We start from the raw sequence: 23,964 nt of genomic DNA, 5'->3' as shown, positions 1-23,964 counted from the left end.
GCTCTCCGGGTTACATCTTATTAGTGACTAGTACCGATGGTGTAGTGGTGCCTGAGTTTTGCCTACCGTCAGAGGGAGTTTCATCCTTTGTTAGGACAGGTAGTGGGGGACCGTCAAAAGTGTTAACCACATTTTTAGACACTACTTGCGGTGATTCAGCATCTGGTATTCGTCCCCCTAAACTCCTAAAATGCTCTATACTGCCGTCAAAATTATCAGAAAGAACAACTGGGTCCACTTTGGGCTCTTCGCGTTTCTTTTGTGCCTCGGGTGTCTTTTGCTGTTCTTTTTTTTCTAGCTCCTCCATACGCCCTTCCTTAAATAAATCCTTTTCTGCACTCGTTAATTTGTTTTTACCCTGAAATGAAGGATCGTCATTTAGCACTTGCAGCACTACATCGCGGGTTCGTTTATCTTGTCCTTTATGGGCTTGAGTCTTACTTGCCCCGGTGGCATCAAGTTTCATTTCTTTATCGGCAGCATTGTTGGTATCAAATAGATCAGAATAGAATTTTCTCACCTTAGGAAATGCTAATGCAACCAATGGAACGATAAGGAGCATGGGTGATAATAAGGCAATACGTGCAGTCCATTGTAAAAAAGGACTTCTAATATCTTGCACCGCTGAGAAACTGCTTACTTTCGCAGCACCACCTTGGTCCTCACGGGAAATCGCCGCAGCCCCACCGTGCATATTACATTTGCTTACTGATGTAGCAATAGCGGCTCGTAATGCCTCAGGATCGGCGGTCTCTCCCTTGGTATAAGCTGTCATTTGTTCATAAATAGCGCGTTCATGAGCTTTTAACCCATTCTCATTTCCCGCATGCTCTACACGTTCATGAATACTTTTTAATAATCCAAAGCGTAACATGACATCCTGATTTCGTTCATTACCACTTTTACACCCACCAGTAGATGCCCATTCGATATACATGCTCAGAGCTTGGCTAAGTTGGCCATAGCGACTGTCCCAATGCTGGTTGGTTGCAATCATGCGAGCTAAGGTATTGGAAGCTAGTGAAGGTAAGTGGTTAGGTTCTATCTTATCTTCTTCAACTTTTATTTTAGCTTCATTGTCCAATTGATTTTTTAATACTTCTTTAAAAGTTCTAATTTCCTTAATTAAGTTTTCACCCTGTTTGGATTCAGCAAAATATATTGGTCTGGACTTATCTTCTAGGAACTTCCGATACTCCGTAAGTACTTTCGCATTAATTCCAGACAATTGTTCTTTTACTTCATCACTAAGAAAAGCGCTATTTTCTTGTAGGGTATGCAGCATCGCCATTTCGGCACTTAAAGTAATATCATCCAACTCCAAAGAGCCAGTAACATCGAAAATGCCCCGATCCTGTCGATAGCCTAAATCTCGAGTTTGACGATTTGTACCTATATTTTGGATGTATAAGAAATTATTTTTTGGGGGTTGTTCTTGTTGTTGTATTGCCGCCTGAGCCTCTGCACTCTCTAGTTCGGATAGAAGTCCTTCAAGGTAGCGTTGCTTTGCAAATGTTTCCTTATGTTGATTAATTAGATCTTCAAGTTGTGACTCATTTTTTACATTTTTTATACTATCTTGCGCTACTTTAACGTCGTTCGCCAAAGAAGGATTTTTCTTCTGAAACTTGTCGATTTCCTCCTTGAGTTTTTCCACGCGTATGTGCCATGGAGTGTTAAAATCATGCATGGCTTGAATAATGTATAAGGCACTTGCTCGTTGTCGATTATTATTATCGCCCAATCGCTCGTATGCTGCTGAATGAAAGGAGGTAAATAAACTTTCCACAGCAGGCCCATCTTTTCCACCACGCATGGCGCGCATTTGCTCATGCAAAAAACCAAATTTTTGCACTAGGTCTTTTTTAATTAACTCATCGGACATGCCATGAAAAACCAGCGCTGGAGATGGAATACGCGAACTCACTGCAGAAGTCGGTTGCAAAACCCCATCTTCATCTCGGTAAGTATAAGTAACCCGCCTAAAGGCTGCTTGATCTTCTGAGTTTGCTTTATAGTGAGGTTTATTATGTGCCGTACTTTCAGTGCCAGTTATCAACATTCCTTGTTGCAAATAGTTGGAGGTATAAAAATAATCGTATCCAGTAGCAGTTCGATCGGTAAATGAATGTTTCTCTACACGACTGCTTAGATTTTGCATGTACCTGAGAATTTCAGTCCGCTCCATCTTTTTTGCTTTTAAATGCTCAACTACACCTTCTATAAGTATCTTTTTTGAAAAGTCAGCTAGCTTAACACGTTCTTTTGCCAAATTTTTATTAAGTTTATAAAGATCCACAACGCCTTGAGTCGTGGCTTCGGCAACCGCCTTCTTATACGTTTCAGCCACTTTATCCTGAAGCTTTAAAGCGGCTTCATGACGGATGACTTCCCAATCCGCTTTAGTAATCTTTCGAGGTTTCTCTTTATCAAAATGTTTGGAAACACCCCTATAGGTCTTCGCCATCAAGCACATATGGGCATAGCTTTCTTCAAAAGAAGCAACCATACTCGCTCTTTGATGTGCCACTAGGTTTTGCCTACCATACTTTGCCACAAATTTTGTACGTAGCTCTTTAAAAATCTCTTTACTATCTTTATCTTTAGGAGCTTTATCGATACAGCCTAAATCAATGGAGCATAAGGTTGTTTTCGTTGGGGTGCGACCGCCAAGTAATTCTTTGAGCTTCGCGTCAACCATTATGGAGTCTATTATCTTTTTGGAAACCCCTATATCTTCAACATCTTTGGAGCCGCTTAATTCTTGATCATCTTGCAATTGTAATGCTTCTTTTATTTCATCAAGAACTTCTTTTCGCTCTTCTTTTGTAAGTGTTAACTCGTAAACTAAACGCGCCTGGGGATCAAATAATAACTTATCTTTATTTTTTACCCGTTCGAACGTTTTTCGATATAAATAATCTTGATATATGGCATTAGCTTTCGCTACCGCATAGCGTTTGTTTTCAATCTCTATCCCTGATTGGAGCTCAGTAAAATCTTTAAGCGCATCATTATATTCTTTAAATGCATCATTAAACTCTTTAAGTGCTTTAAATTCTGGGGACCAATTTTCAAAATCCTTATCTATCGCCTCTAACGCTTTTTGAGCAGCACTATTCTTGCCCTTTATCGCAGCCAAATGAAGTAATTGCTGATAAATTGCGATTTGGACATCCACTTTTCCAGCGTATTCTTTGAACGCTGTTAAATAGTTTTCTTTGCCTGCTTTAATAATATGACCAAGTGCCTTACGTACATCAAGTTTTGAAGGACTCTTTTGGAGAATAACATTAATGCTATCTAAAGCCTTTTGAGCAGCACTTTCATTTCCTTCTTCAACAGCTTTATCACGTAATTTTCGATAAATTAAAACTTGGACTTTTGGTTCAAATTTTTTGAACTCATCTAGATAATTCCCATCTTTTGCGTTAATAACCTGACCGAGATTTTCTTCTAGATTATCTTCTGGAAACCAATTTTGGAGGGCGTCATTTATACTATTTAAGGCTTTTTGAGCAGCGCTGTCTTTGCCTTCTTCGCCGGCTTTATAAAGTAACTTCTGATAAATGGCGATTTGGACGTCTACGCGTTTTATTTCTTGGAATTTTTTTAGATAATTTCCTTCACCTGCTTGAAGAACATCATTGAAATGTTTTAAAAATGACATCCCGACTCCTAAAATAGTCTTTATGATCATATTTTAGCATACGAAACATTATCTAAACCTTATGTTTTTGGTAAAAGACGTAAATAGAGCGCGGAACTCCACGGGATCCAACTAATCAATGTGGTGCAGCGAAACCTAGAGTTAATTCGAAAATGACAATAAAAGCTCCAAATATATACATTCTGAGTATATTTTATCATGCCAATATTATGCCAACCTTATGTCCTTAGCGAAAGATTAATTCAATCGACGAGCTCAGCTAGTTTTTAATTCCCTATCCCGCGACTATCCTTAGAATCTAGTGTGTTACCGGGTTTCGCGGATAAGGAAAGAGATAAACCATCAATCTCTCTATTAATTTTTTTTGTATGCCTAAAGTTCAACCTCTTTACCTAAGTTTTGCGAATGTGCATTTTTCCTAGCTTTTCTTTTCTCATGCCATGTTTGCAACATCACAAAAAAAGCAGGTACAAAAACTACTGCCAAGCAAGTCGATGCCAACATTCCACTGCATACAGCAATACCGATGGACTTCCGTGCATTAGCTCCAGCACCCGTTGCAAATACTAAAGGCATTACCCCAAGAATAAACGCAAAAGAGGTCATTAAAATAGGACGAAAACGCGTTCTTGCACCAATTACGGCGGATTCCATAATCGATTTACCATGAAGCTCGTGCTGTTCTCGTGCCACTTCAACAATTAAAATAGCGTTTTTTGCCGCCAATGCAATAAGCAGCAAGATTCCAATTTGGGTGTACATATTATTGGAAAGACCTAATGCAGATAAAGCCAGTACCGTTCCAATCAAGGCAAGGGGTACACTTAATAAAATAGCTGCAGGCGCGATCCAATCTTCGTATTGTCCTGCCAAAATCAAATACACCAATACCAGGGACAACAGAAAAATATAATAACTCATATTTCCGGCAATTTTTTCTTGGTAGGCAGTACTCGTCCATTCATAAGAAATACCGGCAGGTAACACTTCTTTGGCTAAGCGCTCCATAACTTGCATGGCTTGACCTGAACTGTACCCTGGAGCTGCAGCACCATAAATATTACTGGAAGGGTATAAATTATAAAGAGAAATAATGGACGGCCCAACAGTAGGTGACATATTCGTAAGGGTGCCCAATGGCACCATTTCACCCGATTTATTTCTTACATAGTAGTTACGAACGTCGCCAATCGTCATCCGTGAATTTGCATCGGCCTGCACATAAACCTGGAATACCTGCCCGAATTTTGAAAATAAATTCACATAAGATGAACCAAGATAGGTTTGTAATGCATCGGATGCATCGCCTACAGAAACTCCCAAAGCTTCTGCTTTGATTCGATTGATTGGCGCAGCAAGCTGAGGCACTGAAGCACGAAAAGAAGTCATCATCCGTTGTAATTCAGGTTGCTGACTGGCATAGCGTATCAGCTGATCTGTGGCGGTTTGTAATTTTTGATAATCAAATGATCCATCTTGCAATTCAACTTGCATTTGAAAGCCACCTGAAGTACCTAACCCTTGAATTGGTGGAGGAATCATCACCAATATTTTAGCGCCTAAGGTTTTTTCCGCGATTGCATTAAGCGCTTTATACATCGCCAGCAAATCCTCTTTTTTACCCCGTACGCTCCAATCTTTAAACATCACATAAAGAACCCCACCGTTGGCAAGACTTGCGCTGTTATCTAAAAGCGAAATCCCATCAATAGTGATTACGTTGGCTATGCCATCAATTTTAGATACTTGGTCGCTTAAATCGCGCAATAAAGCTTCGGTGCGACCTAAACTGGAACCATCTGGTAATTGCACGTTCATCATCGCATAGCCCTGGTCTTCAATTGGAATAAATCCTGTTGGGATGCGACTGAGGCCTAAAATCGCCAAAAGCACTAATGTAAGACCAATAAGACAAACCGATTTATTGTTATGAACCAGTCTGTCAATGAATCTGAGATAGGTATTTTCAATAGGATAGTAATACTTATCAAATACACGAAAAACAACGTTTTTCTTTTTTTGAGGATCAATTGGTCTGAGCCACAAAGCACATTGAGTAGGCTTTAAGGTCATGGCATTAATCGCACTAATAAATGCGGTTGCGGCAATAACCAATGCAAACTGAGCATACATCGCTCCGGTTAATCCCGGCATAAAACCCGCGGGAACAAACACTGCCATTAATACCAGCGTAATACCAATAATCGGCCCCATTAATTCCGTCATGGCGTTAATTGCTGATTGTTTGGGTGGAGTGCCTTTTTCAATATGTTGGGTTACACCCTCAACTATTACAATCGCATCGTCAACCACGATCCCAATCGCTAAAACCAGGGCAAATAATGTTAATAGGTTAACGGAATAACCTAATGCCAGCATGGCAAAGAATGCACCGATGATGGTTACAGGTACCGTGGTTGTAGGTACCAAAGTAGCGCGAGCGTTTTGTAAAAAAAGCAGAATAACAATCAAAACCAAAATGCCCGCTTCGAACAAGGTTTTATATACTTCGTCTACAGAGGCTTTTACAAAAACGGTTGTATCAAAAGGAATTGAATATTCCATCCCGGGAGGAAATTTCTTTGCCATTTTCTCAACTGCTTTACGCACTTCGGTTGCCACTTGCAGTGCGTTGGCTCCAGGAAGTTGATAAATACCAATAGCAGCTGCCGGTTTGTTATTAAGTTTCGCGATCTGATTGTAGCTGTTAGAGCCTAGTTCCACCCGTCCAACATCACGAATACGGACAATTTGGGCACTACTACTTTGATTCGCAGTTTGATTGGGTTGTTGGGCTATTGTTTTTACGATGATATTGGAAAATTGATCGACATCAGCAAGTTGTCCTGGGACATTCACCGTAAATTGGTACGGAGGCTTACCGTCAGTTGGAGGGGCGCCAATTTGTCCGGAAGAAACTTCCTGGTTTTGACGGCTAATGGCTTCCAGGACATCACTTGGATTAAGAGAATAAGCCAGCATTTTTTTAGGATCCAGCCAAACACGCATTGCATAAGTCCCGGTTCCAAAAATAAGCACGTTTCCTACACCGGGTAAGCGTGACAACTCATCTTGCATGTTAATGGCAGCATAATTATCAAGGAACAGCCCATCATATTCATTATTTTTGGATGTTAGGGTAATAAATTGCAAAATCGCTGTGGATTTTTGTTGGACCATAACCCCTTGTTTTTGCACTGATTCGGGTAACTGGGCCATTGCGGATTGCACTCGGTTTTGCACCAATACTTGAGCAAAATTAAGATCCGTCCCAATTGAAAAAGTAACAATCAATGTATAAGTACCATTATTAGTGCTGGTGGATTGCATATACAACATGTTTTCCACCCCATTCACTTGCTGCTCAATAGGCAAGGCTACAGTTTTGATGAGTGTTTTCGCATCCGCACCTGGATATGTAGTTGTCACCTGAATGGTTGGAGGGACAATGGCAGGATATTGAGATACCGGTAGTACAAATACAGCCACCGCGCCCAACAGCACTATGAGTAGTGCGATAACGTTTGCCAATATAGGCCGCTCAATAAAAAATTTAGAAATCATTCTGCCGTGTTCTCACTTGTTGTAACAATTCCCCCAAACAACGCACGCCTGACACAATTAATGCTTGGCTTCCCCTGTACTTTTTGTTTGTGTCGCCTTCTCACGTGGCTCAACTTTATTACCAGGAGTCGCATTCTGCAGGCCTTCGATAATTACTCGGTCTTTGGCAGTAAGCCCTGTGGTCACTGCTCGCATTCCATTTTCTACACTGCCTAATGTTACCCTTTTCGTCACCACTATATTGTTCTCATCCACAGTCAAAACATAAGAGCCGATTTGGTCATAAAGGATTGCGGTATCTGGCACTGTTAATTGTTTTTTAGGTCTGGAAATTGCAACCCGAACTTGCACAAAAAGACCCGGCACAAAAATGTAGTCTTTATTTTGTAAAATAGCGCGAAGCTCCATAGTCCCTGTGGACGCATTAAGACCTGTATTAACAAAGTCTAACGTTGCCTTATACTTAGTCTCAGGATCATTTTGTAAGCTTACTTCAACAGGAATTTTATTAATATCTTCGGGTTTAAACCCACGTGCACGAGCCGCCGCGCGTAATTTGATTAAATCAATTTCATTCAGATTAAAGTAAACATAGATGGGGTTTATCTGTTCTATTGTGGCTAAATTGGTGGCTTCTCCATGTCCCACAAGATTGCCTATGTCCACCAAATGCCGACCAATGCGGCCATCAAATGGGGCTGAAATATGGGTGTAACCGTAATTGATCGCTGCATTTACCTCTTCAGCTTCTGACTTATCCAATTCGGCCGCAATTTCTAGCGTTTTGGCATACCATTTTTCGACTTCGTTTAGGGAGGTGGCATGCTCCTTATACATACGCTGCTGGCGGGCATATTCTGACTTGTTATACACAAGTGATGCTTTTGCTGCGGCCACAGTCGCCTTTGCCGCTCGAAGTTTTTCAAAATATGGTTCGGGCTGAATTACAAAGAGTTCTTTTCCCTTTTTAACAAAAGTACCATCAACAAACTCAATTGAATCAAGATAACCCTCTACGCGTGCAACCAAGTTAACTGAGTTATAAGCGACGGTGTTCCCTGTTTGTGTCACATATTCAGCCATCTCCGCAAGTATTGGATTTTGCACCACCACTGCGGGAACGGGAATAGTTGGAGCATTACTTTTGCCAAAAAAATGTGAAATCAAATAGATGAGAAGTAAAATAGCAACAGCTATCCCTGCAATTTTGACTGATTTTGAATCTCTATTAAAGTTCATACCCAATACCATTTTATTATTTTTCCAAAGTTTCCCTTTTTCTTTATAGGAGCCTAAGCCTTATACCCTCACCCCTAATCCCTCTCCCAATAAGAGAGGGGAATTTAATGCATTTCCTCTACCACTTAGGTAAATAAAGTTCTTTGAATTTTTCTTTCTTAGTGCGCGGAATTTCATGATTTTGCTGTTTCAGCAAAGTACCCCAGTTCGTTCTTGCAGCCATTTCAGCTTTTATTTGTTGTGGTACCACATCGTTCGCACCACGAATTTGCCAGCCACCACCCAGTGCACGATAAAGAGAGACTAATGCCAGCGGAATATTGGCTTGTGCATTCACAAGTGACGTCTGCACGCTTAATTGTTGTTGCTCAGCATTCAATACCGGAGTGAAGTCAACCTCTCCATCCACATATCGTATTATTGCTAGTTTTAACGTTTTAATTGCAGCGGTATTTGCTTTGGTTAAAGCACGTTCTGCTTTTTTGGCCTCGATATAAGCGCTAATACTATTTTGAACTTCTTGCTGCGCTTTGAGTACTAAATTAATGTAGCTTAATATAGATTGCTGGAATACAGCATCTTGTGCTCGTACAGCATTAGTGATTTGGCCGTAGTTAAGTATGGGCCATGTCATTGCTGGGCCAGCTGTGATGGAGCGATTTGACCATTGGAATATATCGGAAATCGAGTTTTGACCAATACTATTTGAAGAGAAAACGAAAGTTCCATTTAGAGCAAATGATGGGAACAGGTTGGCTTTTGTTGCGCCTATTTTAGCGGATTGCGCAATAGCCTCCATGCGCGCCTGATAGATATCCGGACGACGTGCTAATGTTTCGATAGGGATACCCACAGCGACAGTAGAAGGGGCGAGGGGAATCCCTTTGCTTTTTCTAAGTTCTCCATCAAGCCCATTAGGGACCGTACCTAATAAAAGAGCTAAGGCATTTTTTTGCTGTTCTAAATTATTTACAAGAGGAGGTAAAGAGGCTTCAGTTTGCGAAAGCTCAGTCTGGGCTTGTTCCACATCGATGAGGTTCGTTTGACCCGCATTATATCGAGCCCGGGCTATCTTTAAGCCTTCCCTTTGTACGACGATGTTGGCTTTCGTTACCTTGATTTGTCTCTCATAAGTACGAATTTGGATGTACGTACTGGCAATATCTGCGGTAAGAGTGACTAAGGCGTTATCATATGCAGCGATAGAAGATAAAAATGTAGCATCATTGGCTTGAATCGCTCTTCGATATTTACCCCAAAAATCAATTTCCCAATTCGCAGAAAAACCTAATGATAACGTTTCAAAGGATGAAGGTAGAATCGTTTGTAGCTCACTGCCACCAATCTCATAATAGGTGAAATTACCAATAGCTGCCTGCTGTTGCGGATACAGCTGACCTACCGATTGAGCCAATAACGCTCGGGTTTGTAAAACCCTTACCCCGGCACTCTGGAGGGTCAAGTTGTTATGATATCCTTGACATATTAAGGAGGTCAGCACCGGATCATTAAAAACTCGCCACCACTTCGTCGTTGTAAAGGGAGCCTCTTTTACCGTTGCATCCTTTTTTGGCCAATGGGCAACAACTGGTTTTATCGGCTCCTTATAATTAGGGCCAACCATACAGGAGCTTAGTAACAGGCACGCAACAAAGGTAAAAATTTTTAACATGGGTACTAAGATTTCCCTATCTAAACTATTTTCCATTATTGGAAATGACATTAGCTTATTACTTCAAGCACTTTATCACTACTATGAATTATTTAATAGATCATTACAGTAAATCCCAGGGATTAAACGATGGAATCAGTATCATAAAAAAACTCATGGCATGGGTACATTGAACCATCTCTTATAACCCGGGTTCGGCTATGCCTTCACCCAGGTTACAATCCTAATTAAAGATTATTCTGAGGTATTGACTTGTAATTGGGTCACATTTTGCAAACCACGTGGCAAACGATTACCTCGTCGCCCGCGCTCTCCCTTATAATGTTCTAGATCCGCACCTTTCAACGTAAAATGACGTTTACCTGCATGCACAGTGAGTGAGTCATCGGCGGTGAGCACTTGCAAGTCGATAACATACTCTTCACGTGATGCAGCTTTCGCAGCAGGAATACTGATTAATTTATTTCCCTTTCCTCGAGATAATTCAGGTACCTCTTTCACTGAAAAAATCAGTAAACGGCCAACACTTGTCGCACAGGCAACGAACAATTCTTCATGTTTGGGTAGAATACGCGGTGACAAAATATGGCTGGATTCAGGCAATTTAATACATGCTTTACCGTTGCGGTTTTTCACATAAAGATCGCCTACCTTAGCTATAAAACCATATCCCGCATCACCAGCTAATAACACCAACTGTTCTGCTTCGCCTCCGACTACCGCTTCAAACAGTGCACCTTCAGCGGGATTAAGCTTCCCGGTTAAGGGTTCACCCTGCCCTCGAGCCGATGGCAAAACATGACCTGGCAAAGAATACACTTTGCCCTCGCTATCGAAAAAGAGGATTTGCTGATTTGAACGCGCCATGGCTTGTGCCTTAAATTCATCGCCAGCTTTATAACTCAGCTCACTTCCAATTACATCATAACCTTTAGCAGCTCTTACCCAGCCTTTTTTAGAGAGCACTACCGTAATGGGTTCATTAGGTAAAATATCTTCTTCTTTTAATGCTTGTGATTCTTGGCGTACAATAATTGGTGAACGTCGTGCATCACCAAACTCGTCTCTGTCTCTAATAATCTCTTCTTTAATCAGAGTTTTTAAGCGTTGCTCTGACGCTAGAATGTTTTGCAGACTATCTCGTTCAGCACAAAGCTCATCCTGCTCACCGCGGATTTTTATCTCTTCCAGTTTTGCTAGATGACGCAACTTCATTTCTAAAATCGCTTCAGCCTGACGATCACTGAGATTAAAACGCGACATTAATCCTTGCTTAGGCTGCTCATGTTCACGAATGATGGCAATGACTTCATCGATGTTTAGATAAGCAATCAGCAAACCTTCAAGCACATGGATGCGATCGAGCACTTTGGCCAAACGATACTCTAAGCGTCGCCTCACTACAGTTAATCGATAAGACAACCATTCGGTTATGATATCGAGTAAATTTTTTACTCTTGGTCTGCCATCGAGTCCTATCATATTAAAATTAACTCGATAACTGCGTTCCAAATCTGTGGTTGCAAATAAATGAGACATCAATCCTTCGGCATCGACTCGATTTGAACGCGGAATAATAACCAGTCGTGTAGGATGTTCATGATCCGATTCATCACGTAAATCCTCCACCATAGGGAGTTTTTTCTGTTGCATCTGTAACGCAATTTGCTCGATTACTTTGGCACCTGAAACCTGGTAGGGTAACGCAGTGATGACAATATTTTGTTTTTCCTGACAATAAACGGCCCGCATTTTAATTGAACCATTACCAGTCTCGTACATATTCGCTATGGCATCAGGCGGGGTAATTATTTCAGCTTCGGTCGGAAAATCTGGTCCCTTAATATATTGGGTGATTGCGGTTAAATCTGCATCGGGGTTATCCAATAAGTGGATACAGGCATTAGCCACCTCGGTCAAGTTATGGGGCAGAATATCTGAAGCCATACCTACAGCAATACCTGTTGCACCATTTAATAATATATTAGGTAAGCGTGCTGGGAGTAATGATGGTTCTTGTAGGGTCCCATCAAAATTATCGACCCAATCTACAGTACCTTGTAATAACTCTGATAGTAAAACTTCCGCATAAGGAGATAACCGAGCTTCCGTATAACGCATTGCCGCAAAAGATTTAGGATCATCAGGAGACCCCCAGTTTCCTTGGCCATCCACAAAAGGATAACGGTAAGAAAACGGCTGCGCCATTAATACCATGGCTTCATAACAGGCACTATCACCATGAGGGTGGAACTTACCCAGCACATCCCCCACGGTTCGCGCTGATTTTTTATATTTGGCAGTTGCCTTCAAACCCAGTTCAGACATCGCATAAATAATACGTCGCTGAACAGGCTTTAATCCATCTGCAATATGGGGTAAGGCCCTGTCTAAAATGACATACATTGAATAATCCAGGTATGCCTTTTCTGTAAATTCTGTTAATGCTTTTCGTTCTGTTACTTCGTTCATTGTCTTTTTATTCATAGGATTAATAATTACTATTTAACCATCGTGATGCCCTATTGCAAAGTAATTTTATCAAAGTCTGCGTGGTGCATATATAGAAACAACTTATAAATTGTGAATAACTTTGTTGGCACTTCTTTAATAACTCTAAACTCAATCTTAACTTATTGAAAATAAACTATTTTTAAAATATGTTGTTTTTTAAGTCATTTCTATCCTGTGGATAACTTTGTGCATTATGATGCAATAACAACATAACTTATTGTAAATACGAATAAATTGTTCGTGTAGTCTTCACCCAATTTTCTAACGAAATTATTTTGTAGAAATAATGTTATATAATTGAATAATAGGAAAATGGAATGATTGACTCTTATGAATGACAGCAAAAAGCCAAAACAGAACTCGCTCTTTGCTAAAAAGGACTCTCAATTTAGCAAGATGTTGCTTTATTTTATTTTTATACCTGCCCTTATTCTCGTGATAATTGATGGGATTTTTGCCTATCGTCAATCGAACAAGCTCGTCGATGCAAATCATTGGGTTAGTCATACCTATCAGGTCATTCATACTACCGATCAAATCCTCTACGCAATTGTCAACATTAATTCACAACAAAGAGGTTATCTGATCTCTGGTGACAATCAATTCATAATGAATATTGATAAAATAAAGCTAACCTTTAAAACCAATTTCGATAATCTCCTTGAGTTGACAAAAGATAATCCCTCTCAAGCGGAGCGTGTAACTCGTTTTAGAGATTTAACGAATCAAAGACTTAGTCAATTGAATGAAACAATTCAATTAAAAATGAATAATCAGCTCAATAATCAAGAACGATTAGATTTTTTTAGACAAGAAGTAGATCTTTCAAATCAAATCAAAGACTTAGGTCAAGAAATTAAATCGGTCGAATTAGTATTATTAAATGGAAGAAATGATATCGTCCTGAGTGATACTCAGCTGGCAAACTTCATTAATATTGTCGGGGGTATGATCAGCATAAGTGGTTTAATTTTAGTATTCATTCTCGCGAACAAAGAACTCTCCCGAAGTTTAAAAGCTGAGCAGGACAGAAGAAATATTGAAGCACAATTAAGAAGTATTTTAGAAAGCGCCTCAGACATGATAGCTGCTGTAGATAATAACTGTCTCTTTATTATCTTTAATGAGGCATATCAACGTGAATTCAAGCGTTTATTTGGTAAGTCTATTGTAGTAGGCATGAGCTTGGAGGAAGCTTTTTCGGATCTCCCGAGTTCCAAAAATAAATTAGTAGAAGCATGGAAGGAATCTCTTAGAGGTGAGGAATTTGTTAAAAATATTGAATATGAACTCCATAAGCAGCGGATTGTCTTTGAAATCACCTCCAGTTTAATTAAAGACGAAAAAAATGAAATCAATGGCACGATGCACATTATTCGTAATATAACCAAGCAGCTTGAAGAACAGCTTGAACTTAAAGATTCTTATGAAAAACTCAATGCGGGGATGCAAGCATTGCAAGATAAAAATGAGCAAATTACACTACTGGTTGAAATGAGCGATATTATGCTGGCCTGTAACTCTCAAAATGAATTAAGTAACGTAATGACCAAATATTGCCAACGAATGCTCAATTTTTCGAGTGGTTACTTATATGTCATGCATCCGTCGAAAAACTACCTGGAAATTGCCACAACTTGGGGAACTCCAAATGCACAGGAAAGCACTTTTACTCCTGAACAATGTTGGGCAATCCGTTTGGGACGAATTCATCATGTACGCTCATCTCATAATGAACTGATGTGTAATCATGTGAACCTAAGCAATGACCTAAATTCAACCTATCTCTGCGTGCCATTAATGGCGCAAAATGATATATATGGTTTACTATACTTGGAGATTGTAGAAGAAACTCCAGCTGCATTTTCTGACAATCAACGTCTTTTCATTACGGCATTCGCGGAGTTAACTGCTTTAGCATTTGCAAATGTGCGCTTAAGAGAAAATCTCCGCTATCAATCTATGCGTGATCCGTTAACGGGTTTGTATAATCGCCGCTATCTGGAAGATTTTCTTTTAAAGCAAATCCATCAATCAGACCGCACAAAAGCACCACTGGCCGTTTTAATGTTAGATTTAGATCACTTCAAAAAAATAAACGATACCTACGGTCATGATGCCGGAGATGCAGCCCTCAAAGAGCTAGGAAAAGTATTACAAGACGATATTCGTATGGGAGACCTTGCTGCGCGCTATGGTGGTGAGGAGTTTATTGTTGTTTTTTATGATACGGATGCAAATATGATAAAAAACCGGGCTGAGAACATCAGAAATTCCGTATCTCGTATACAAATAAAATACGGAGCACAACACGTTGGCCCCATCACTATTTCTATTGGTATATCCATATTTCCCACTCATGGACGTACTCCTGAAGAATTAATTGAGTCAGCGGACAAAGCTTTATATTTTGCCAAAGCAAATGGGAGAAATCAGGTTATCCTTTATTCAGAAATCAGCGGTAAACAATACCCTGCTAATCGAAAAAAAAATGGGGATAGTAAACCTGATGATAGAAGATTAATGTAGACGTTTAGCGAATTGATTTAGAATTTGCATATATATCGGTTTTTCTGAAGTTTATTCATGAATATAGTTACAGTACTTTTGACTTTAATTGAGGCTGAAAAAGATATACTGGCTGAATTTAGATTAGAGCCTCTTTCATAATAAGCTAATATTTAAAAGAGACCCTAAAAGGGGGAACTGCAATATTATTTAACTATTTTTCTAACTTTTTGAATAGCACGAATTTGAGCAACAGCTCGAGCTAATTCAGCAGCGGCTACAGAATAATCCATTTCACCACCTTTGCTCGACATTGCTGCTTCAGCTTGCGCTTTAGCTGCAAGAACGGCTGCTTCATCAAGATGCTCAGCACGCTCAACCACATCAGCAAGAATAGTCACACAGTTAGGTTGTATTTCCAGCATTCCACCTTGAACATAGTAAATTTCTTGGTGGCCACCAGGCAAAGTAAGTCTTACCTCGCCAGGTTTTAGAACTGTAAGCAAAGGTGCATGACCGGCTGTAATACCTATTTCGCCTAATTCTCCTGTAGCGACTACCATTTCTACTAAACCAGAGAATATTTCATGTTCAGCACTGACGATATCTAAGTGCGTTGTTCTAGTCATATTTGCCTACCTCACAAGGTCTTAGCTTTAGCAACCGCTTCCTCAATGCTACCAACCATATAAAATGCTTGTTCAGGTAAATCATCGTACTCACCAGCGAGAATACCTTGGAAGCCTTTAATCGTATCTTTCAATGAGACGTATTTTCCTGGAGAACCAGTAAATACTTCAGCAACGAAGAATGGTTGTGATAAGAATCTTTGGATTTTACGCGCACGGGTAACAACACGTTTATCTTCTTCAGATAATTCGTCCATACCAAGAATCGCGATAATATCTTTTAATTCTTTATAGCGTTGTAATGTTTGTTGTACACGACGCGCTGTATCGTAATGCTCTTGTCCTACAATTAGTGGATCTAATTGTCGAGAAGTAGAATCCAAAGGATCTACCGCAGGATAAATACCAAGCTCAGCAATTTGACGTGACAATACAACTGTAGCATCCAAGTGAGCAAACGTAGTTGCTGGGGATGGGTCAGTCAAATCGTCAGCGGGTACGTATACTGCTTGAATTGAAGTAATAGAACCAGTCTTAGTAGAAGTAATACGCTCTTGCAGCATACCCATTTCTTCAGCAAGTGTTGGCTGGTACCCTACCGCAGAAGGCATACGACCTAAAAGCGCTGATACTTCAACCCCTGCTAAGGTATAACGGTAAATGTTGTCAATGAACAATAAAACGTCACGACCCTCGTCACGGAATTTTTCCGCCATAGTCAAGCCAGTTAACGCAACGCGTAAACGGTTACCTGGTGGCTCATTCATTTGACCATAAACCAAGGATACTTTATCCAATACATTAGAGTCTTTCATTTCATGATAGAAGTCATTTCCTTCACGAGTACGCTCACCAACACCCGCAAATACTGAGTATCCGCTATGCTCAATGGCAATGTTGCGGATTAACTCCATCATGTTAACGGTTTTACCCACACCGGCACCACCGAACAGACCCACTTTACCACCTTTCGCAAAAGGACAAAGTAAGTCAATAACTTTAATACCTGTTTCAAGCAATTCTTGACTTCCTGCTTGCTCTTCGTAACTTGGTGGCTTGCGGTGAATTGACCAGTGCTCTTCAGCACCGATTGGACCTGCGTCATCAACTGGACGACCTAAAACATCCATAATTCGACCTAGAGTTTTCTTTCCAACAGGTACTTGAATAGGATTAGCTGTATTTTCAGCTTTTAAACCGCGCTTAAGCCCTTCGGTTGTTCCCATTGCAATAGTACGAACTACACCATCACCCAACTGTTGCTGTACTTCAAAAACCAAATCACCATCAACAAGTTTCAATGCATCATTGATTTTAGGGACATTCTCACGGGGGAATTCCACATCCACAACCGCGCCAATAATTTCTACTACAGTTCCTAAGCTCATTTTATACCCTCTTATAAAGCGGCTGCGCCACCGACAATTTCTGCTAACTCTTGAGTAATTGCAGCTTGTCGAGCTTTGTTATAAGCCAATTGAAATTCTTTAATCAAATCACCGGCATTATCCGTTGCATTTTTCATTGCAATCATTTTAGCCGCTTGTTCACAAGCAATATTTTCAACTACTGCTTGGTAAATCTGCAATTCGATATAACGTTCTAAAAGATTATCCAGCAATTCCTTAGCATCGGGCTCATAGATATAATCCCAATGATGCCCCATTGTCTTACTGTCATCTTCTGATTTCGGCAATGGTAGTAATTGCTTCACCACAGGCTTTTGCGTCATGGTGTTAACAAACTCGTTATAGACAATATGCAATGCATCAATGGTGCCATTGCTAAAAGCATCAAGCATCACTTTAACGATCCCGATGAGGTCTTTAATGCTTGGCGTATCACCTAGATGGTCTTTTGAGCCTAGAACATTACTACCCACGCGTTTAAAGAATGCTTGTCCCTTACGGCCAATGACAGCAATATCAACTTCTTTGCCTTGCTCTTTCCAGTTTCGAATCGTACGAACCGTCTCACGCAGTAGATTTACGTTTAAACCACCGCACAGACCACGGTCAGTAGTAACAACGATTAGACCCACACGATTTATTTCGCGATGGGTCATAAAAGGATGTCTGTACTCTGAATGAGCACGAGCAATATGTTTTACTACACTGTAGATCTTACTGGCATAAGGTTTAGATGCGCGCATTCTTTCCTGAGTTTTACGCATCTTACTTGCTGCCACCATTTCCATCGCACGAGTAATTTTTCGAGTCTTATTAATACTCGAAATTTTCGAACGGATTTCTTTTGCTCCAGCCATAATATCACTTCGCCTTAAATTGACTTACCAACTTGCTGTACGTTTAAAGTCCTCTACAGCTTTTTTCAATTTTGCTTCAATGTCATTATCGTAAGCGCCCGCTTCATTGATCAGTTGCAGTAGATCAGGATGTGAGGTACGCATATAATCATGTAATGACGCTTCAAACGCAGCAACTTCACTTACAGGCACATCATCCAAATAACCTTTTTCAACAACAAACAATGCAGTTCCCATTTCTGCAACAGATAATGGCGAATATTGTTTTTGTTTCATCAACTCTGTAATTCGTTGACCGCGCTCTAACTGTTTACGAGTTGCATCATCTAGATCCGAAGCAAATTGAGAGAATGCTTCCAATTCGCGGAATTGAGCAAGTGCTAGACGTGTACCACCACCCAGTTTTTTCATGATCTTAGTTTGTGCCGCTCCACCAACCCGTGATACAGAAAGACCGGAGTTAATTGCTGGTCTTACACCTGAGTTAAATAAATCAACATCAAGGAAAATCTGACCGTCGGTAATCGAAATTACGTTAGTTGGAACGAATGCAGAAACGTCACCTGCTTGTGTTTCAATTATAGGCAATGCAGTCAATGATCCTGTTTTGCCTTTAACTTCACCATTTGTTAATTTTTCTACTTCATCAGCATTGATTCGCGCTGCTCTTTCTAACAAGCGTGAATGCAAATAGAAAATGTCTCCAGGATATGCTTCACGACCTGGTGGTCTTCTTAACAATAATGAAATTTGTCGATAAGCCCAAGCCTGTTTGGTTAAATCATCATATACAATTAATGCATCTTCACCACGTTCCATGAAGTATTCACCCATGGTGCATCCAGCATAAGGTGCGATGAATTGTAATGCAGCTGAGTCAGAGGCACCAGCAACGACAACGATGGTGTGTTCTAAAGCACCGTGCTCTTCAAGCTTACGAACTATGGCTGCCACAGATGAAGCTTTTTGACCTACTGCCACATACACACACTTAACGCCTGTGCCTTTCTGATTAATGATCGCATCAATTGCGATTGCAGTTTTACCTGTTTGACGGTCACCAATGATGAGCTCACGTTGGCCGCGTCCTACTGGAATCATAGCGTCAATCGCTTTTAATCCAGTTTGTACGGGTTGGTCTACTGATTTACGTGCAATTACGCCTGGAGCCACTTTCTCAATGGGGGCCATGCCTGATGCATCAATAGGGCCTTTACCATCAATTGGATTTCCTAAGGCATCAACAACACGACCTAAAAGTCCTTTACCAACTGGGACTTCAAGAATACGACCAGTACATTTACCTTTTTGACCTTCAGCTAAAGAAGAATAATCACCAAGAACAACCGCGCCTACCGAGTCTCTTTCTAGGTTAAGAGCCAGACCAAAAGTTCCGCCTGGAAATTCAATCATTTCCCCAGCCATTGCATCTTCAAGGCCATGCAAGCTCACAACACCGTCTTTCAAACTGACAATTGTACCTTCATTACGTGATTCAGATACTACACTAAAGTGTTCTATTTTCTTTCTGATTAATTCACTGATTTCAGAAGGATTTAACGCTACTTGTTCTGACATGGAAACTATCCTCTAAATTATGCGGCCAATTCTGTACTGAGCTTGTTAAGCTTGCCACGAACTGAACCATCTATAACTAAATCGCCCGCTCGAATTATTGCTCCACCAAGCAAGGAAGGATCAATACTGATTTTTAACGAGACCTTGCGCTGTAAGCGCTGACTTAATGATTCGATTAATCGCTGTTGTTGCGCATTTGATAAATCAGAATAACTGCTTACATCAACACTCAGAGTTTTCTCTTGTTCTGCACGATGTGCTTCATAGAGTGCGCAGATATCTGGCAGCAATATCAATCTTTTATTTGTAGCCAGTAAGGTAATTAAATTATTTAATGGCTTGTTTTCATTTGATTTTGCATCGATTGCTGAATTCAACAACTCGATATGCTGCGCTACCGTTGTTGCTGGATTAGCAATGAACTTCTCAGCTTCAGGCATCAGCACAGCTTGTGCAAGATTTCGCAAATGTGCTGACCACTCAGCTAATTTCTTTTCCCCTAAAGCATATTCAAATATTGCCTTAGCATAGGGTCTGGCTATGGTGGTACTATCAGACATTTTAAATCTCTTCTATCAAGTTATCTAACAAGGCAGTATTTGCTTTAGCATCAATTTCACGCTTCAGAATTTTCTCAGCGCCAGTTATTGCTAAGTTTGCAACCTGTTTACGCAATTCATCTTTTGCATGATTGACTTGTTGCAGCAGTTGCTCTTGTGCCAATTTCACTTGCATTTGCGCTTCATGTTTTGCAGCTTCTTTTGCTTCTTCGATGATTTGCGCAGCACGCTTATTTGCTTTTTCAATGATATCTGCTGATTGAACTTTAGCTTGTTTTAATTCATCTTTTACGCGATGTTGTGCCAACTCTAACTCTTTTCGACCACGCTCAGCAGCAGCTAAACCATCAGCAATTTTGTCTTGGCGTTCTTCCATTGCTTTTGCTAATGGAGGCCATACCAACTTCATGGTAAACAAAACAAATGCTGCAAAAACGAGCATTTGTACAATTAATGTTAAATTAATTTCCACCGTTTAATCTCCTGTAACAATTAGGGCGCTTGGCGCCCTGATCATGTGTTATCAAGAACCCAGGTTGCTAAGGAAAGGGTTTGCGAAAGTAAAGAACAATGCGATACCCACTCCAATCATGGTTACTGCGTCTAACAGACCTGCAACGATGAACATTTTTACTTGTAACATTGGAACCATTTCTGGTTGACGAGCTGAGCCTTCAAGGAATTTGCCACCAAGCAAACCAAATCCTATCGCTGTGCCCAATGCACCTAAACCAATTAACAAGGCAACCGCAACAACGGTCATACTTTGAATTTGTGCTATTAAACTAGCGGCTTGCATATTTATCCCCTTTACAATGGATGAAAATTAAATCGGTTAATGATCTTCGTGTGCCAAACTAAGGTAAACAATCGTTAGCACCATGAAAATAAATGCTTGCAATGTTATCACCAATATATGGAATATTGACCATGCCAGCGCCAAAATAAATTGTGCTGTGCCTAAAGTCGCAGTACCTAGTGTTGATGAAGTTGCAGCATTTAAGGTTAACAGTGCGATCAATATAAATATCAATTCGCCTGCATATAAGTTACCAAATAAACGAAGTGCTAGTGAAATTGGTTTGGCAACCAGACCAACCACCTCGAGTAGCAGGTTAAATGGTATAAATCCAGGGTGATTAAAAGGCTGTAATGTTAATTCTTTGATGAACTTTTTCGGACCTTTTATTTTAATACTGTAAAAAATAATCAAAATAAATACAGAAATTGACATACCAAAGGTTAAGTTTAAATCGTTTGTGGGTACTACTTTCAGATAATGGATCCCACCAGTTTGAGCAAGTGCAGGTAATATATCTACAGGCAAAATATCCATGAAATTCATCAGGAAAACCCAGAGGAATATGGTTAATGCCAAGGGGCCTATTAAGTTATTCTTGCCATGAAAACAATCCTTAACCTGATTATCTGCAAATTGCAGCATGATTTCAGCAAAGTTTTGTAATTTACCGGGTATGCCCGTAGTCACTTTACGTGCACCAAAATACATTAGTCCACAAACGACAATTCCTAAAACAATTGAGAAAAACAAGGTGTCAAGGTTCAATGTCCAGAAACCACCCGAACCCAATTTCATATCACTAACGTTATAAGTAAGATACGTTAAATGATGCTTAATGTAGTTTGTGCTAGATACCATTTCAGTCACTTTCAGGCCTATTCTGTTTATTTACAATAATCAACGGGGCAAACCAATGCGTCATCAGTATCATAATATATGACGCAAAAAACGCTAGCGGTGTGATTTTAAATAGTAAAAACACCGCAGTGAATAGGAATATGGATATAACTATCTTTAATGCTTCGCCTTTATAGAAACTATTTACGATCTGTCTGGCTGAACGAGCCCCTTGATACCTAAATAGCTTACTTGCAAAATATGCATTAGGAACAATACAAACCATCCCACCAAGCAATGCCGAACTCGCTGCATTAGTACCATATACTAGTGCACATAAAGCTGCAAAGACCAATGTAACGCTTAATTGTATAAGCCATAATCGTACAATTCCGCGCTTACTTAGTTGTTTGTTCACATATTCACCTAAGTTTCACCGCGCGAATTATAAAGCAACCCACATGAATAATCAATGCCATATTTTATACATGTGTCAATTCTTTGTTTACCATTGACCTACATTAGGTGCTGATACCCATGGTTCTTGTATCGGTAAAGGCTCTCCTTTTTGCAATAATTCGATGGAAATATTATCTGGTGAGCGAATAAATGCCATATGCCCATCTCGAGGAGGTCTATTAATAACAACCCCTGCATTCTTTAATCGTTGACATGTCTCATAAATATTCTCGACCCGATAAGCTAAATGGCCAAAATTGCGACCGCCATTATATTCCTCTGGGTCCCAGTTATATGTAAGCTCAAGTAGGGGTGCTTTGACTTTTTTTGCATTGACTACGTCTTCAGGCGCAGCGAGAAATATTAAAGTATATCTATTTTGTTCGTGTTCTGAACGGTAGACTTCGACGAGCCCCAGTTTATTGCAATAAAAATCGAGTGACTCTTCTAAATTAGAAACTCGAACCATTGTATGTAAATATTGCATCCTTTTTCTCCTAAATGAACTTTTTTGAATTGCTTATAAGCTAATAGATTGCTCCAAATGTAACATTCTTGGCAAGGATAATTGCTCCCACCATCCTACAGACAGTTTATTTATTGTAAATAAATCAATCTTATGAGCTTTTCACCACTTATTTATTGAATTTTTGCCTGTCTAAGCCCGTCTACACTGGATTTTAGTGTCTATAATTAAAGTGTGGAACTTATTATCGCAACTCGGGTAATAAGTAGTGTTTATTAACCTCGCAAAAGGAAAGAACATGCCTGATAAGATCCAACGTACTGCAGCCAGTCTGCAGCAAAAAATGCTCGCTCGTTATAGCGATGGGTTACATCATAAACATAACAAACATCATCTAGAATATCGACAACACTGTAGATCCCACCCTTGCACTCAAAGTAATGGTTTTAATGAGGAAGAAGAAGAGTTAACCGGCTCTACGGGATTAGTACGTCAATCTAACTTAAGGAAAATGCGCAAACGACCCGATAAGGGAAATTTCCATTAATATACATCCATCCTAAAAAAAGCGGTTGGATGTATACGATGCTTAAATCAAGCGCTTTTTTTAGGATTAACCTACCAAATTATCCTGATAAGTAAAATATTTTAGCATTTTTACCACGCGTACAACATCACTCGTCTCTCTTGCCATATTAATTACTTTGTCAGCTTGCTCTTTATGGACATCTCCCATCAAATAGACCACTTGATCTGAAGTAACAATTTTGAATGCATTAGGATCAATCGAATCATCAGCAAACATTTGACCGCGAATTTTCGCTGTTATCCAACTGTCTAACATCAAATTAGATTCTTCAGTACGTATCTGTACTTGATTAAATAAACGTCTATAGCCTTTTACCCTAGCTAATCGGCGACTCAATTTCTCTTTCATCTCAGCTGTAGGAACATGGCCTGAAACTAACACATCACCATTGAATACGGCGATATCAATAACACATTCATTATTTTTAAATGCGTCATCGACAGTTATCGCATTGTTCACCTTAATATTTAAACTGTAATCATCCAGTTTTTTATACACATTATGTCTATCATAAACCATAGTAGCGCCAGTCCATATACCGCCTACACAGCCAGATAAACCGAACAGAAGACCTGCAAGTAATACCGCAAAACATCCTTGTTTTAACATTT

The 23,964-nt window shown here is 39.9% G+C and carries 18 protein-coding genes; 2 read left to right on the top strand and 16 right to left on the bottom strand.

The window, feature by feature from the left end; all coding sequences use genetic code 11:
- Nucleotides 1–10 precede the first annotated feature (10 nt).
- The 5 genes from ACWTEW_RS29340 to parC all read right to left on the bottom strand — a co-directional run bounded on the left by ACWTEW_RS29340 (nucleotide 11) and on the right by parC (nucleotide 12,617).
- Complete coding sequence (locus tag ACWTEW_RS29340; protein ID WP_454781553.1) at nucleotides 11–3,670, bottom strand: hypothetical protein; 3,660 nt, start codon at nucleotides 3,668–3,670, stop codon at nucleotides 11–13.
- 372 nt (nucleotides 3,671–4,042) lie between these two features.
- Nucleotides 4,043–7,234 carry an efflux RND transporter permease subunit gene (locus tag ACWTEW_RS29335; protein WP_454781552.1) on the bottom strand — a complete coding sequence of 1,064 codons (3,192 nt, stop codon included), beginning with the start codon at nucleotides 7,232–7,234 and terminating at the stop codon, nucleotides 4,043–4,045.
- A gap of 57 nt (nucleotides 7,235–7,291) precedes the next feature.
- On the bottom strand, nucleotides 7,292–8,473 hold the full coding sequence (locus ACWTEW_RS29330; RefSeq protein WP_454781551.1) for an efflux RND transporter periplasmic adaptor subunit: 1,182 nt from the start codon (nucleotides 8,471–8,473) through the stop codon (nucleotides 7,292–7,294).
- A gap of 118 nt (nucleotides 8,474–8,591) precedes the next feature.
- Nucleotides 8,592–10,145, bottom strand: coding sequence for an efflux transporter outer membrane subunit (locus ACWTEW_RS29325; RefSeq protein ID WP_454781713.1), 1,554 nt, complete (start codon nucleotides 10,143–10,145; stop codon nucleotides 8,592–8,594).
- Nucleotides 10,146–10,379: 234 nt separating this feature from the next.
- Nucleotides 10,380–12,617 carry a DNA topoisomerase IV subunit A gene (parC, locus tag ACWTEW_RS29320; protein ID WP_454781550.1) on the bottom strand — a complete coding sequence of 746 codons (2,238 nt, stop codon included), beginning with the start codon at nucleotides 12,615–12,617 and terminating at the stop codon, nucleotides 10,380–10,382.
- Between the two features lie 372 nt (nucleotides 12,618–12,989).
- Between parC and ACWTEW_RS29315 the strand changes: the two genes are divergently transcribed.
- Nucleotides 12,990–15,188 (top strand): sensor domain-containing diguanylate cyclase, encoded by a 2,199-nt coding sequence (locus ACWTEW_RS29315; protein ID WP_454781549.1) that lies wholly within the window; start codon nucleotides 12,990–12,992, stop codon nucleotides 15,186–15,188.
- 185 nt (nucleotides 15,189–15,373) lie between these two features.
- On the opposite strand, the gene ACWTEW_RS29310 is transcribed toward ACWTEW_RS29315, so the two are convergent.
- The 10 genes from ACWTEW_RS29310 to ACWTEW_RS29265 all read right to left on the bottom strand — a co-directional run bounded on the left by ACWTEW_RS29310 (nucleotide 15,374) and on the right by ACWTEW_RS29265 (nucleotide 22,785).
- Nucleotides 15,374–15,796 (bottom strand): F0F1 ATP synthase subunit epsilon, encoded by a 423-nt coding sequence (locus ACWTEW_RS29310; RefSeq protein WP_454781548.1) that lies wholly within the window; start codon nucleotides 15,794–15,796, stop codon nucleotides 15,374–15,376.
- 11 nt (nucleotides 15,797–15,807) lie between these two features.
- The gene (gene atpD / locus ACWTEW_RS29305; protein WP_182392106.1) at nucleotides 15,808–17,184 is read right to left on the bottom strand and encodes a F0F1 ATP synthase subunit beta; all 1,377 of its coding nucleotides are present in this window, start codon (nucleotides 17,182–17,184) and stop codon (nucleotides 15,808–15,810) included.
- A gap of 11 nt (nucleotides 17,185–17,195) precedes the next feature.
- Entirely contained in the window at nucleotides 17,196–18,062 is an 867-nt protein-coding gene (atpG, locus tag ACWTEW_RS29300; protein WP_454781547.1) for a F0F1 ATP synthase subunit gamma, read from the bottom strand.
- 24 nt (nucleotides 18,063–18,086) lie between these two features.
- Nucleotides 18,087–19,640, bottom strand: a complete 1,554-nt coding sequence (gene atpA, locus ACWTEW_RS29295) for a F0F1 ATP synthase subunit alpha (RefSeq protein WP_454781546.1) — start codon at nucleotides 19,638–19,640, stop codon at nucleotides 18,087–18,089.
- A 17-nt stretch (nucleotides 19,641–19,657) separates the two neighbouring features.
- Complete coding sequence (locus tag ACWTEW_RS29290; protein WP_454781545.1) at nucleotides 19,658–20,200, bottom strand: F0F1 ATP synthase subunit delta; 543 nt, start codon at nucleotides 20,198–20,200, stop codon at nucleotides 19,658–19,660.
- 1 nt (nucleotide 20,201) lies between these two features.
- Nucleotides 20,202–20,672, bottom strand: coding sequence for a F0F1 ATP synthase subunit B (locus ACWTEW_RS29285; protein ID WP_454781544.1), 471 nt, complete (start codon nucleotides 20,670–20,672; stop codon nucleotides 20,202–20,204).
- A gap of 51 nt (nucleotides 20,673–20,723) precedes the next feature.
- Nucleotides 20,724–20,999, bottom strand: a complete 276-nt coding sequence (gene atpE, locus ACWTEW_RS29280) for a F0F1 ATP synthase subunit C (protein WP_010655291.1) — start codon at nucleotides 20,997–20,999, stop codon at nucleotides 20,724–20,726.
- Nucleotides 21,000–21,035: 36 nt separating this feature from the next.
- Nucleotides 21,036–21,860: a F0F1 ATP synthase subunit A gene (gene atpB, locus ACWTEW_RS29275; RefSeq protein WP_454781543.1), complete on the bottom strand. Its 825-nt coding sequence runs from the start codon at nucleotides 21,858–21,860 to the stop codon at nucleotides 21,036–21,038.
- 1 nt (nucleotide 21,861) lies between these two features.
- Nucleotides 21,862–22,257 carry an ATP synthase subunit I gene (locus tag ACWTEW_RS29270; RefSeq protein WP_454781542.1) on the bottom strand — a complete coding sequence of 132 codons (396 nt, stop codon included), beginning with the start codon at nucleotides 22,255–22,257 and terminating at the stop codon, nucleotides 21,862–21,864.
- 87 nt (nucleotides 22,258–22,344) lie between these two features.
- Entirely contained in the window at nucleotides 22,345–22,785 is a 441-nt protein-coding gene (locus tag ACWTEW_RS29265; protein WP_454781541.1) for a VOC family protein, read from the bottom strand.
- A gap of 277 nt (nucleotides 22,786–23,062) precedes the next feature.
- Here ACWTEW_RS29265 and ACWTEW_RS29260 point away from each other — a divergent pair, with 277 nt between their 5' ends.
- Entirely contained in the window at nucleotides 23,063–23,311 is a 249-nt protein-coding gene (locus ACWTEW_RS29260) for a hypothetical protein (RefSeq protein ID WP_454781540.1), read from the top strand.
- A gap of 66 nt (nucleotides 23,312–23,377) precedes the next feature.
- Here ACWTEW_RS29260 and ACWTEW_RS29255 read toward each other — a convergent pair whose 3' ends face one another.
- A complete protein-coding gene (locus ACWTEW_RS29255; RefSeq protein WP_454781539.1) occupies nucleotides 23,378–23,962 on the bottom strand; it encodes a BON domain-containing protein in 585 nt (194 codons plus the stop codon).
- Nucleotides 23,963–23,964: the final 2 nt, after the last annotated feature.

The sequence above is a fragment of the Legionella stuttgartensis genome, assembly GCF_977063405.2.
This window is presented reverse-complemented; position numbering and strand designations above follow the sequence as displayed.

Bases quoted from the DNA above. Each gene is read 5' to 3' on its own strand.
- ACWTEW_RS29260 (WP_454781540.1), top strand. From the start codon at position 23,063: ATGCCTGATAAGATCCAACGTACTGCAGCCAGTCTGCAGCAAAAAATG.
- atpE (WP_010655291.1), bottom strand. From the start codon at position 20,999: ATGCAAGCCGCTAGTTTAATAGCACAAATTCAAAGTATGACCGTTGTT.
- atpD (WP_182392106.1), bottom strand. From the start codon at position 17,184: ATGAGCTTAGGAACTGTAGTAGAAATTATTGGCGCGGTTGTGGATGTG.
- ACWTEW_RS29265 (WP_454781541.1), bottom strand. From the start codon at position 22,785: ATGCAATATTTACATACAATGGTTCGAGTTTCTAATTTAGAAGAGTCA.
- ACWTEW_RS29315 (WP_454781549.1), top strand. From the start codon at position 12,990: ATGAATGACAGCAAAAAGCCAAAACAGAACTCGCTCTTTGCTAAAAAG.
- ACWTEW_RS29335 (WP_454781552.1), bottom strand. From the start codon at position 7,234: ATGATTTCTAAATTTTTTATTGAGCGGCCTATATTGGCAAACGTTATC.
- ACWTEW_RS29290 (WP_454781545.1), bottom strand. From the start codon at position 20,200: ATGTCTGATAGTACCACCATAGCCAGACCCTATGCTAAGGCAATATTT.
- ACWTEW_RS29310 (WP_454781548.1), bottom strand. From the start codon at position 15,796: ATGACTAGAACAACGCACTTAGATATCGTCAGTGCTGAACATGAAATA.
- parC (WP_454781550.1), bottom strand. From the start codon at position 12,617: ATGAACGAAGTAACAGAACGAAAAGCATTAACAGAATTTACAGAAAAG.
- ACWTEW_RS29340 (WP_454781553.1), bottom strand. From the start codon at position 3,670: ATGTCATTTTTAAAACATTTCAATGATGTTCTTCAAGCAGGTGAAGGA.
- ACWTEW_RS29330 (WP_454781551.1), bottom strand. From the start codon at position 8,473: ATGAACTTTAATAGAGATTCAAAATCAGTCAAAATTGCAGGGATAGCT.
- atpB (WP_454781543.1), bottom strand. From the start codon at position 21,860: ATGGTATCTAGCACAAACTACATTAAGCATCATTTAACGTATCTTACT.
- ACWTEW_RS29325 (WP_454781713.1), bottom strand. From the start codon at position 10,145: ATGTTAAAAATTTTTACCTTTGTTGCGTGCCTGTTACTAAGCTCCTGT.
- atpG (WP_454781547.1), bottom strand. From the start codon at position 18,062: ATGGCTGGAGCAAAAGAAATCCGTTCGAAAATTTCGAGTATTAATAAG.
- atpA (WP_454781546.1), bottom strand. From the start codon at position 19,640: ATGTCAGAACAAGTAGCGTTAAATCCTTCTGAAATCAGTGAATTAATC.
- ACWTEW_RS29255 (WP_454781539.1), bottom strand. From the start codon at position 23,962: ATGTTAAAACAAGGATGTTTTGCGGTATTACTTGCAGGTCTTCTGTTC.